This is a genomic window from Profundibacterium mesophilum KAUST100406-0324, assembly GCF_009835145.1.
In the GTDB taxonomy this organism is placed as follows: Bacteria; Pseudomonadota; Alphaproteobacteria; order Rhodobacterales; family Rhodobacteraceae; genus Profundibacterium; species Profundibacterium mesophilum.
Window position 1 is genome coordinate 1 of the sequence record NZ_APKE01000027.1, and the last position, 12,206, is coordinate 12,206.

The 12,206-nt window shown below is 64.1% G+C and carries 6 protein-coding genes; 2 read left to right on the forward strand and 4 right to left on the reverse strand.

Annotation, left to right across the window (positions count from 1 at the left end):
• Positions 1 to 495: 495 nt before the first annotated feature.
• Positions 496 to 1,464 carry an IS5 family transposase gene (locus PMES_RS11695; protein WP_159965881.1) on the forward strand — a complete coding sequence of 323 codons (969 nt, stop codon included), beginning with the start codon at positions 496 to 498 and terminating at the stop codon, positions 1,462 to 1,464.
• A gap of 323 nt (positions 1,465 to 1,787) precedes the next feature.
• Here PMES_RS11695 and PMES_RS11700 read toward each other — a convergent pair whose 3' ends face one another.
• The gene (locus PMES_RS11700; protein ID WP_038142964.1) at positions 1,788 to 2,720 is read right to left on the reverse strand and encodes an IS5 family transposase; all 933 of its coding nucleotides are present in this window, start codon (positions 2,718 to 2,720) and stop codon (positions 1,788 to 1,790) included.
• Positions 2,721 to 2,927: 207 nt separating this feature from the next.
• On the opposite strand from PMES_RS11700, the gene PMES_RS11705 reads away from it, so the two are divergent.
• Positions 2,928 to 8,063: a DUF11 domain-containing protein gene (locus tag PMES_RS11705; protein ID WP_159965883.1), complete on the forward strand. Its 5,136-nt coding sequence runs from the start codon at positions 2,928 to 2,930 to the stop codon at positions 8,061 to 8,063.
• A gap of 270 nt (positions 8,064 to 8,333) precedes the next feature.
• On the opposite strand, the gene PMES_RS11710 is transcribed toward PMES_RS11705, so the two are convergent.
• The 3 genes from PMES_RS11710 to PMES_RS11720 all read right to left on the reverse strand — a co-directional run bounded on the left by PMES_RS11710 (position 8,334) and on the right by PMES_RS11720 (position 12,135).
• A complete protein-coding gene (locus tag PMES_RS11710; protein ID WP_159965885.1) occupies positions 8,334 to 9,623 on the reverse strand; it encodes a PQQ-dependent sugar dehydrogenase in 1,290 nt (429 codons plus the stop codon).
• A 271-nt stretch (positions 9,624 to 9,894) separates the two neighbouring features.
• Entirely contained in the window at positions 9,895 to 10,734 is an 840-nt protein-coding gene (locus PMES_RS11715; RefSeq protein WP_159965886.1) for a c-type cytochrome, read from the reverse strand.
• A 189-nt stretch (positions 10,735 to 10,923) separates the two neighbouring features.
• Positions 10,924 to 12,135, reverse strand: a complete 1,212-nt coding sequence (locus PMES_RS11720) for an AGE family epimerase/isomerase (protein ID WP_159965887.1) — start codon at positions 12,133 to 12,135, stop codon at positions 10,924 to 10,926.
• Between the last annotated feature and the right edge of the window lie 71 nt (positions 12,136 to 12,206).

Consider the following 12,206-nt stretch of genomic DNA (forward strand, 5'->3'; position numbering starts at 1 on the left):
GGTGATGGCTTGCTCATGCGGACCGTCTAACCGCATGGATTCACAATGTGAATCCTCGACAATCAGAGTTCTGCAACAACGCCGATCCGCGATGTGAATCTTTCGCTGCCAGATTTCTACGACGATGCGGCTGCAGTGCGATAGAGTTCGCTTGGCACCTTGTCATCCGACAACTGCACGAGAGAGCGTTGAATCACAGTGTCTCCTCCTCCGCCATCGAGATAGAAATATGGTATATATATCAGTTCGTTAGGCATTCGCCCTAGCGTCACATGCCCCACTGCATCCCCCAGATGGAATCGTTTGGTTTCGTGTGTCTGTGTGTGTTTGCTTAAACTCTCCGACTGATCGCGCTCCGATCCGCAACTGCGCATCGCGCGGGTTCCAAGCTCCGGGTTTGGGGGGGTGGGAAGGTTTGGCCAGTATGCCGGGGCGTTGTTGCACATCTCGGTGAGGGGGATTCACCGATCGCGTCCTGACGGTTAGCTCGCGGGGATGCCGAAGCCTTCTGCGACCCGCTACCGCACGACGAACTGGTCCGACTACAATGCGGCGCTGCGCAAGCGCGGCTCGCTGTCGGTCTGGTTCGATCCCGAGATGGTCTGGCACGCGAAGAAGTCCGGCAAGCGTGGGCGGCCGGAGACCTTCTCGGACGCTGCGATCCAGACATGCCTGACCCTCAAAGTGCTTTTCGGTCTGCCCCTTCGGCAGACGGTCGGCCAGGCCGAGAGCTTGATCCGGATGGCAGGGCTCGACTGGCCGGTTCCGGACCATTCGACGCTGTGTCGCCGGCAGGCACGGATCGCGGTGCAGGTCCCGTATCGCGCATCGCGACAGCCGCTGAACCTGCTCGTCGACAATGAGGCATCGTCCGCCATCGGTCCGAGGACGATGCCGAATGGTATCAAGTTTCGCGGTGATGGCGAATGGCAGGCCCGCAAGCATGGCCCGTCACGTCGGAGGCAGTGGAGGAAGGTTCATATTGCCATGGACGCAGGCACCGGGGACGTGCGCGCGGTCGAGTTCACCTCGAGCCGCCAAGGCGACAGCCCGCTGCTGCCGGAGCTGCTGGGGCAGATCCCGCCGGAGGAGACGATCGGCATGGTCACCGCGGACGGCGCTTACGATACGCGCCGCTGCCATGGCGCGATCATCGATCGAGGCGCGGACGCTGTCATACCGATCCGTCGCAATGGTCGCGCCTGGAAAGAAGACTGTCCCGCTGCTGCCGCGCGAAACGAGATCCTGCGGGCGACCCGGCGCTTGGGCCGGACACTCTGGAAGAAGTGGACCGGCTATCACGTCCGAAGTCGGGTCGAGGCCCGGATGAACTGCCTGAAGCTCTTCGGCGAGAGGATCATGTCACGAGACCCCGACCGCCAGACCGCCGAAATCCAGATCCGCATCGCCATCATGAACCGCTTCTCGGCCCTCGGGCGGGCCGAGATCGAAGCCGTCCGCTGAAGAAAGGCCGGAAAGGGAGCCGTCATGCCCGAGGCTGCTTTGTGCAACATCGCCCGCGCCAACCCTTCGGAAACGTCTGTGAAAGAGATACTGAGGCTCGGGCCATGAGCGATTGAGGCGCGGCGCCAGCATCTTCCCCGTACCGTCGTCCCCGCGATCACGGCGCTGCCGTAACCGCCTGCGATTTCCCTGAATGACCGAACGCAAGATTGCACGCGTTTAAACTGCTCTTAAGGCTCGACTGTTTTTATCTGTCTCGAATGCCGCCCGGCTCTGTTGCACAAATCGGCTGAGGGTCGAGGTTCCCCTTCCCCCGGACAGACTCATCCCACGGCTTCAGTGACGGGTATGCCGAGTGCGGTGAAGCCGTTCAGGACGACCACACGGATCTGAAACTCGGCAACCTGACGGTCGAAGTCCCTGGCAGTCAGGCGTTGGCCCAGCAGCTTCACACAATGCATCTTCGTTTCGACGCGGCTCCGGCGGTGATAGCCGCTCCATCGTCGCCAGATGTTTCGCCCGAAGCGACGTGACGCGCGCAGGGCTTCGTTGCGCGCGATTGCTCCGGGAGTGTCGGGCTTCCATGGCCTGGCATTTTTGCGTGGCGGTATGACTGCGGCGGCACCTCGGGCGGCGATGGCATCGTGGCACTTGCGGGTGTCAAAGGCACCATCAGCGGTGACGCTTGCAACCTCGTGATCTGGCGGGATCTGGTCCAGAAGCTCTGGCAGCATGGGCGCGTCACCGACATCACTGGTGGTGAACTCGGCCGCGCGTATTTCCAGCGTTTGCTCGTCAATTCCGATGTGGATCTTGCGCCAGACCCGGCGCTTGGTGCCACCATGCTTGCGGGCGTTCCACTCCCCTTCGCCCTCGACCTTGATGCCGGTGCTGTCGATCAGCAGGTGCAACGGGCCGCCGGATCCACGGTAGGGAATATTGATCTTCAGGGACTTCTGGCGCCGCGACAGCGTGCTGAAGTTGGGCACGGTCCAGTCCAGGCCGGTCAGGCGCAGCAGGCTCTCAACGAAGCCCGTCGTCTGCCTGAGCGCCATGCCAAACAGCACCTTCATCGTCAGGCAGGTCTGTATGGCTGCGTCACTATAGTCAGGCTGTCGGCCACGTTTGCCTGTTGGCCTGGCCTCCCAGGTCATCTCGGGATCGAACCAGATCGTCAGCGAGCCACGACGCTTCAGAGCTTCGTTATAGGCGGGCCAATTCCTGGTCTTGTAGGCGGGGGGGCTGGGTCGGCTCATGCGCCCCCAGCTACCACGCTGGATTCACAAGATGAATCCCTCACGCGATTTGTGCAACAGAGCCATGCCGCCCGGTGATGCGGCGCCGGTCGATCCGGGATCACGAGAAGAGATCAATTATATGGTTGCCAGCCTTTCCAGCTTTGCGAGCTCTCTCTCTCCGGCAGGCCCACACCAGGCGGCCGGAGTGCCAACCTCTGCAGGGCGGTGCTCACGACGCTTCTCACGATCGCCTCCGCCATCCTGGGCGCCGAAGCCGCGCAGGCCCAGAGCCTGATACTCAACACCGTTGGCGCCCCTTCGGTCGTCGGCAACGGCACGGGAAAGCGGGCGATCTGGCGCGATGCCGGCACGGTGAACGGGGCATCCGTCGACATCATGGCCGAGATGACCCTCACGACCCTTGACCACACGTTCACCACCGGGAACGGGCAGATTCAGGTCACTTCGGTCGGTCAGGACCCACATTTCATCGAATTCACGCTCTTCGAGGCCGGCACCCACGATCTGCCCAGCAATACCGGGGGCGTTCCGGTGGTCGCAGATGTGCGGATCCAGATCAACGATATCGACGGACCCTCGAACGAGCAGGTCTATGTCAACCTGTGCGACGGAACGGTGGCGAATGTCAGGATCGACAAATCGGCGACAACCTATCGCGGCTATATCGAGGGGCCCGATCCCAGTCTCGGATCGGAGCTCTTCTTTCTCGCCGGCGATCAGAGCTACAACAATCAGCCCGTGTCCGGACTGGAGATCTTCTACCCGCAGACTTCCACCTTCCGCTTCGGTCGAACGGCGAATAACTTCTTTCTGGTGAGGGTGGCGAACCCGACCTATGACGAGGCGCAGACCTACGATCTGGAATGCGGGGATTTCAAGGCGCCGATCCTGCGCGACGATGTCAAGGAGCAGGTTCTCGGCGAGCCGGTCGTACAGAACATCCTCTTCAACGACAGCATCTCCACCGAGAACGACAACGCGCCGGCCAATAACACGAACCAGCCCAGCGAATACGCAAAGCAGGCCATCGACCTCATACCACCAGCGGGCGCGGTCAACATGTCCGTGGATGGCGAGGGCCACCGCGTCGCCTTCGACGTGCTGGGCGAGGGACGATGGAGCTACAACGATGCGACGGGAGAGCTGACCTTCACCCCCTTCGCGACGTTCTTCGCGGCGCCCACCCCCATCAACTACCGCTTCCAGTCGCCGATCATCCTGCCGGGCGAGCCGCAATCCTATTCCGCGCCCGCGCAGGTTTCGGTCGATGTCGGCTCCGTCGGACTGCTCAAGCTCGCCGAACTGGTCGATACCAACCTGAACGGCTACGCCGATCCCGGGGAGACCATCGCCTATGTTTTCACGGCGGAGAATTTCGGGAATGTCGACCTGACCAACGTGCGCCTGGCCGAAACGCAGTTCAGCGGCGCGGGAATCCCGCCGGTCATCACGTTCCAGGGCGCCACCGCGCTTTCCCCCGAGGGCACGCTGCTGGTCGGGGAGCGGGCAATCTATACCGCGACCTACACGCTGGTGCCCGAAGATCTCGACACGACCATCACGAACCAGGCAGAGGTGACCGCAGAGACCCCCGGAGGCACGGTTGTCTCGGACCTGTCGGATTCGGAGAACCCGAGCGACGGCGATGGAACGGCGTCCAACGGCCCGGGGCCCGGCCGCGACGATCCGACCTCGATCTATGCCGGTTCGGGGCCCGATCGCGGCGATGCGCCGGTGACCTATGGCGATCCGCAGCATGCTGATACCTCCCAATACTGGATCGGCGCCCTGAGAGGGGATGGCGATGCCTCGGCGCAGCATTCGGTCGATGCCAGCGGCGATGATCTCAATAAGGTCGATGACGAGGGCGAAGAGACCTTCCCCCAACTCTACAGCAACCTGACGCGGCCGGTCACCGTCAAGGTCAACGAGCCGGTTCCCGGGACAGGCTACTTGCAGGCTTTCGTGGATTTCGGGGGCGATGGGACCTTCCTGGGCGACCAGGTCGCCACCGATATCCGCGACGGTGGCCCGCAGGATCTCGACGGCACGGTGAACGGCGAGATCAAGTTCGCGGTCGCGGTTCCTGCCACGGCCGTCCTGACCCCCAGCTTCGCGCGTCTGCGCTGGTCATCGGTTGCCGGCGTCACGGCAATCTCCACTGTCGCCGATGGCGAGGTCGAGGATTACGCCATCACGGTCAGAACACCGCCCGATGCGGATCGCGGTGATGCTCCGGCGAGTTACGGCGATCCCCAGCATGTCGTTGAAGGCCCCGGGGCGCCGCAGATCTATCTCGGAACCGTGCCGCCCGATATCGACGTGCTCGCGCAGGGCAATCCCGCGGCCAATGGCGACGATCTCGATGGCAATGACGACGAGGACGGAGTTGTCCTGCCGACCCTCTACAAGGGCGGGCTCGCGGAGATCACCGTGACGGTCAACGATCTGGGTGATCCGCCGCAGCGGTCCTCCTACCTGCAGGCCTTCATCGATTTCGACGGCGATGGCACGTTCGCACAGGCAGGAGAGCAGGTTGCGACCAACCTTCAGGACGGTGCAGCGCTCGACAAGGATGGCGTGAGCGATGGCAGCATCACTTTCGAAGTCGCAGTGCCGGCGAATGCTGTGACGACACCGACCTTCGCGCGGTTCCGCTGGTCGACCGATGATGCCGGGCTCGCCACGAGTTTCGAGGGTGAGGTCGAGGATTATACCCTGACGATATCGGGCGATCCGCCGCCCTTCCTGTGCGATGCTAGCCTCTACCGCTACGATGACGGGGATCGCGTCATGCGGCGCATCACGATGTCCGAGACCGGACCGGGTTACGGTATCGCGTTCCAGGATGTCGGAGGCGCGCCGCGTGATCTGAACGCGAACTGGGGATATAACGAGCGCGACGGCTACATGTATGCGCTGCGGCCGGGACGGCGCGATCTCTACCGCCTGGACGGTGCGGGGACCTTCGTCGATCTTGCGAACCTGCCCGGTGGCACGGCCGTAGGCTCGACGGCGGGCACGATCTTCCCCAACGGCACCATGGTCTATGTCGACGACGAAACGCGCTGGCAGCTCATCGGCCTCGCCATCCCGAGCGCTCCGACAGACTTGGACGGGTTGAACCTGAGCCAGGCCGTGGAACCGCAGGATATTGCCTATAATCCCGTCGACGGTTTCCTCTACGGCATCAACCAGATCAGCGGCCGTGCGTTCCGTGTCGACGGGAATGGCGGCGTGGCAGGCAATGTCACGGTCACGGAATTCGGTCCTGCGATCTACTCCGGCATATTCGGCTCCATGTGGTTCGATCAAGATGGCCGTTTCTACGGCTATAGCAACACGACCAACTCCTTCTTCCTGATCGACACGATCACCGGGCAGGCCCAACTGATCGGCACCGGGTCAACGGACGAGGGCGGCGACAGCGACGGCGTTTCATGCCGCGGGCCGGCGCCCGTCGCGTTCGGCGCGATTGCCGGAAATGTCTATGATGACGCGAATGCCTCCGATGCGCGGGAGGCCGGCGAGACGAATTTCGGGGCGGGCATCGGCATCGCGCTCTTCTCGGAAAGCGGAACGACGGGCAATACGGCGGATGACCAGTTTCTCGTCGTGACCGGTACCCTCGCCGATGGCACCTACAGGTTCGACAATTTGCTGAGCAACACGACATACAGGGTTCTGCTGGACGAAGCCGATCCCGATCTCGATGCAGGGCTGACCATCGGCACATCAAACCCGCGAAACAACATTTCCGTCACCGGCGGCTCCGTCACGCAGGCACAGGATTTCGGCTTCGATCCCGCCGGAAGCGATCTGGAGCTGTCGAAAATCGCGGTGGCGACGGGAACGTCCAACCAAGTCACGGCTGTCTCGGAGGGCGACATCATCGACTGGGTGCTCACCATCAGGAACGTCAGCGGCGGCTCGCCATCGGGCGTCAAGGTGCTTGACCTGATCCCCAGCGGCTTCTCCTACCTGTCGGACGATGCGCCGGCGACCGGCGATACCTACGACCCGCAGACAGGCTTGTGGTTCGTGGACGAGCTTCTGAGCGGTGCCAGCGAAACCCTCACGATTACCACCGTCGTGCTCGACAGTGGCGATCTGACCAACCGCGCCGAAATCATTTACAGCTCACTCGAGGACCCCGACAGCGACCCCGATACCGGTCCCCTGACGGATGACCTTTTCGATCAGGTCGCCGATGACGACGAGGCATCCTACTCCGTCACTCTCGTCACCAATGATCGCACATTGTCGGGCCGCCTCTTTCTCGACAATGGCGCGGGCGGGGGGACGCCGCATGACGCGGCAATCAACGGTGCGGAAGCGGGCATGTCCGCGGCCACCCTTGAAATACTAGACGATCAGGGCGCAATCCTTGCGACACCGGGCGTGGCGGCCGATGGCTCATGGAGCTACGCGCTTGCCGGTGCCTATTCGGGCGACATCACCATCAGAGCCATTGCGTCTAACGGTTACAGGGCGATATCGGAAGCGACGACAGGCTTGCCCGGACTGAACAACCCGAACCCCCATGATGGCGCCTTTACTTTCCGGATGGATACAGCCGGGAACCGGACGGATCTCGATATCGGTCTGCTCCGGTTGCCGACGCTGACACGGGATCAGGCGATTGCAATGGGCCGAGGGCAAGTGGCTTCCCTTGCGCACCAATACGTCTCGACATCGGCCGGCGCCGTATCCTTCTCCTATGCCGGAGCGACCTCGGCGCCCACCGGCGCGTTAAGCGCGACTCTCTTCCGCGACCTTGGCTGCGACGGAACAGCCGATGGCCCCGTCAACGGTCCGGTCGCGGTCGGTCCCGGGGAGATCTTGTGTATCCAGTCGCGCGTTTCGGCGGGATCGGGCGCTGGCGAGGGAAGCCGGTTCACCTATCAGCTCGTGGCGAGCACCGCTTTTACCGGCACATCTGTGGTCAGCTCGGCGAGCAATACCGACGAGGTCGTCGTCGCGTCGCAATCGGGTCAGGTTACCCTCTCGAAGACGGTCGAGAACGAGACGACCGCCACTAGCGAGGCCGTGTCCAATTCGGGAAGCGCGGGCGATGTCCTGGCGTATCGCATCTACCTCGAGAACACGTCCCCCGCGCCCGTGACGAACGTGAGGATCTACGACAGGACCCCGCCCTATACGAGCCTCGCGGAACCGATCGCCGATCCACAATCGGTCTCGCCGACGACATCGTGCAACCTCGTCGCGCCGCAGGTGAACGCGGCCGGCTATGAGGGGTCGATCGAGTGGGATTGCACCGGCTCGTTTCTGCCGGGGGCGGTCGGCGTGGTCCTCTTCCGGGTCGCCATCGACCCGTGAGGGGCACCCGAACCATGCCACGCGGGGTTCGGCTATGCGCGGCCATGGCGGCTCGGCGGCGCGCGAGCATCGTGACGATCGAGCCGTCTGGCACGGCCATTCGTCTCACCGATTTCACGACGTTCGATCGGTTCTGCCGTGGAGAACGCTGTTCTGCCGTCGTGCCCGGCGAACTCGTGCAGGAGCGGGGATCGGAATGGGTCGCGGCTAGGATACGGGGCTGCGAGGCGTCGGCGCCGCCTCCACGATGGAAGGCGGCGCCAGTCTGTCTTACTGCGGCGTGAGCTTGTGGATCATGCCCTCGTCCACCGCGGCATAGAGGCTGCCATCGGGGCCGAGCACGAGGGAGCGGAACCGGCCTGCTTCCATTGGCAGGGTCATCTCGGTGACATCGACCACCGACATGCCATCCTCGGAGAGCTCGATCACGTCGATCCGCTGACCGATTGGCGTTCCGCCGAAGCCGATCCCCATGATGCCGACGACCATGTTGCCGTTCCAGTCACCCCATTGCTCGCCCTCGAGGAACGCGGCGGAGGAGGTGCCCTGCGACCAGCCGTTGTTCTCCCAGATCGGGGGCATGGCGTCGGGATAGGTCGCGAAGTCGGTCATCGGCATGAAGGCGGCCCGCTCGAAACGGTTCATCCCTTCAGCCTGGTTGGGCATGTAGCCGCAATAGCCGTCCGGGCAGTCGTTGCGCCCGGCCATGTTCCCGCGCGGATCCCAGCCGCCGTTGCCGCCATTCTGGAGGACGGTGATCTCGTCCGAATGCCAGGGGCCGTGCTCGGCAGTGATCGCGTTGCCGGTCGCAGGATCGAAGGCGATGCCCTGCACGTTACGATGGCCGTAGGTGAAGGTCCGCTTGTCGAAGCCCTCTGGCGGCGTGTTCTCCGGATGCGCGTTGCCGTCCGTATCCATGCGGAGGACCTTGGAGCCCATCTTGGTCGGGCTTTGTGGTATTTCCTCGTTATGATTGTCGCCCGTGGTCAGCCACAGTGCGCCGTCGGCATCGAAACGGACACGGCCACCATTATGCGCGCCGGGGCCGCCGAAGGGGTGATCGCTGGCTTCCATCTTGTAGGGAACGTCGTCGACGATATCGGTGCGGTTCGAGACGCTGGCGAAATCCTCGCCGACTTCCAGCCGCATGAGGCGGTTGGTATGCGGATCGGACATGTTGGATGTCGAATAGACGTAGATGCGGCGGTTCTCGGAGAAATCGGGGTCGACCGCGACGCCCATCATGCCGGCCTGGCCTTCGCAGAAGAGATCGTCCTCCTTGCTGGGATAGCCTTCCGACTCGCCCATTCCGAGCAGCGGCTTGACATCGCCCGACGGCATCATGACCGAAAGGCCCTTGCACTTCTCGGTGAAGAACATCGTCCCATCGGGAAGGAATGCCATGTCCCACGGGTTCTCGAGATCCGAAAGGACCACCTCATGCTGCAGGTTGCTGGTGTTCATCCCGGATTGGGCCAGCGCGGGCGTTGCCAGCGCCAGCGCGCAGGCGGCGGTGGAAACGAGCCAGGGCGCAATTGCGGTGCGCGTGTGATATGTCATGAATTCTCCTCCCTGAGCATTCTCGACAGGTCGGCCAGCGCGGCCGCCATGTCTTATGTGACCGAATTCGCTTCGGTCCCGGTCACGCTATGATGTAACGGCAGGTCCATCAATCTTTTTTAGGTCAGACATGCGCGGTCCCGGGGGCGGCGAGCGGCCCCGAAACGGCGGCGCGGCGCATCCGCAGGCGCGCGTCCCCCCGGGTCGAGGGGACGGGGCCGCAGAGGGCGAGGGAGCGCCCCCCGCCAGATGCGGAGGACGCCGGCGGCATCTACTGGAAGGTTTCGGTGATATAGGCCGCGATATCGGCGATGTCGGCATCCGAAAGGTCACCGGCGATCGGATGCATCAGCGCGGAGTTGGGTCCGACCATCTCGCCCGCGCGATACTGCTCGAGGCGCATGGTCAGGTGTTCGGCGCTCTTGTCCGAGAGTTTCGGAAAGCTTGCCATGCCCTTGGCCGTGGGCCCGTGGCAGTTCTTGCAATTGCCCTGGTAGATCTCCTTGCCCGCGTCAACATTGGCATCCGCCATTGCGGGCGAGGAGGCGGCATCGTGAACTGCATCCTGCGGCATGTCGGCGTGATCGCTATGAGAGGCGACATCCGCTTCCGCCGCGGCAGGCTCGTCACCGGAATGCGCCTTGGTGGCCGCGTCGTCATGGCCATTCGCCGCGCCGGACTTGCCTTCGGTCATGTTGCCCTGACCGTCCTTTGCCGTCATTCCGTCATGGCCGCCATTCGTGCCGCCTGCATCGGCCGCGGCGTCCGTCGCATCTTCTGTCTTGGCCGGTTTCGGCCCGAAACGGTCGGTGATGTAGGCCGCGATATTCATGATGTCCGCGTCGGAGAGATCCGCCGCCATCGGCTGCATCAATGCGGAGTTCGGCCCGACCATCTCACCCGCGCGATACTGCTCGAGGCGCATGGTCAGGTGTTCGGCGCTCTTGTCCGCGAGTTTGGGGAAGCTCGCCATGCCCTTGGCCGTGGGCCCGTGGCAGTTCTTGCAACTTCCATCGTAGAGGTCCTGGCCTGCCGCGATGTCCTGGGCACCGGCGGAGCCAGCCCCCAGAATGGCCGCGGCCGCGAAAGTGAGCAGCATACGTGAAGTCATGATGTTCCGGTCCAACCCTGTTCTCCATCCCGCCAGCCATGCCGATCCGCAGGCATGTCCCGCGGCAGATCCGGCAGGCCGATCCCTCAGCCGATATTCGCCGATGCATGGGCAACGATCAAGGCGGACTTTGCGCCAGGGCAGGGCAGGGCAGGGCAGGGCGGGCCCGGGTCCGTCGCGCGTGCCGGCTCAGGAAGGCCGGCCAGCCAGCGTCGTGCCGTCCACCGGCGATAGAGGGATCAGGCAGGCCTGCAGCGCATGGTAGAGATCGGGCTTGCCGAAGAAGGGATCGCTCGAGGGATACCCCTCCGCGTCGACCTGCGGATGCCACCCACCGTTTTCGCGATCGATAAGATGGGCAGCCGCGAAATCCCAGAAACGGCGATACCAATCCTCGTAGACCGCCTTCCCGGTCATTCCGGCCAGCGCATGGGCCGCGCCGATCCCCTCGCATATCGGCCACCAGTAGCGCTCGGCGACCGCCGGGGCGCCGATCCAGTCGGTGGTATAGACCAACCCGCCGCGCGCCATGTCCCAGCCATCCTCGACCGCGCGGGCGAAAAGGGCCTCGGCCGCATCCGGGGCCCATGAGAGGCGCCGCTCCCCGGCCTCCCACATCTGAACCAGCAGGCGGGCCCATTCGAGAGCATGGCCGGGGGTCAGGCCCGCCGGGCGGAACATCGGATCCCCCGCATAGCCGCGATCCACACGCCAATCCGCATCGAAATGCTCGGCAAGACGCCAGTCGTTCTCGCGCGCGCGGCGGTGGACGAGGAGTTCCGCGATGCGTTCGGCCATGCGCAGGTAGCGCGCCGTGCCGGTCGCCTCATGCGCCGCCATGAGCGCCTCTGCCAGATGCATGTTGCAGTTCTGCCCACGATAAGGCTCCAGCTCGCGCCATTGCCCGTCGAACGCCTCGCGGATCGCGCCAGCATCCTCCTCCCAGAACCGTTCGGTGATCACCCCCGCGACCTCATCCAGAAGGGCGCGCGCCTCGGGATGCCCGGCCTGCGCGCCGCTCGCGGCGGCAAGCAGAACGAAGGCGTGTCCGTAGCCCGTGAGCCTGGGGTCGGGGACATCATGCGCGGTGACCCCCCATGCAAAGCCGCCGGATGGACGCCGATGGCGCGCGAGGATGAAACGAAGTCCGTGATCGACGATGCGCATCGCGCCGGGCCGTCCGCGCAACGCGGCGATGGCATAGCAGTGGACCATTCGTGCCGTCGCGTGGATCGCGCGAACGGGGCGCTGCCGCAATGGCTGTCCGGCGCTGTCGAGTTCGAAGAAGCCACCTTCGGGATCGACGCTTTGTGCCTCGAACAGGCGCAGCAGATCGTCCGCCTCGCGTGCAAGCCATGCGCGGTGGTCAGGCAGATCGCACCATCGTCCGGGATCGGGCATCGGGGGGCTCCGGTCTGGCGGCGCGCCGGGGCGGCGCCGGTTGGATTGCGGCGCCCCCGGCGGGAATGGCG

Coding starts and splice junctions, on each gene's coding strand:
- PMES_RS11695 (WP_159965881.1), top strand. CDS start 496: ATGCCGAAGCCTTCTGCGACCCGCTACCGCACGACGAACTGGTCCGAC.
- PMES_RS11700 (WP_038142964.1), bottom strand. CDS start 2,720: ATGAGCCGACCCAGCCCCCCCGCCTACAAGACCAGGAATTGGCCCGCC.
- PMES_RS11710 (WP_159965885.1), bottom strand. CDS start 9,623: ATGACATATCACACGCGCACCGCAATTGCGCCCTGGCTCGTTTCCACC.
- PMES_RS11715 (WP_159965886.1), bottom strand. CDS start 10,734: ATGACTTCACGTATGCTGCTCACTTTCGCGGCCGCGGCCATTCTGGGG.
- PMES_RS11720 (WP_159965887.1), bottom strand. CDS start 12,135: ATGCCCGATCCCGGACGATGGTGCGATCTGCCTGACCACCGCGCATGG.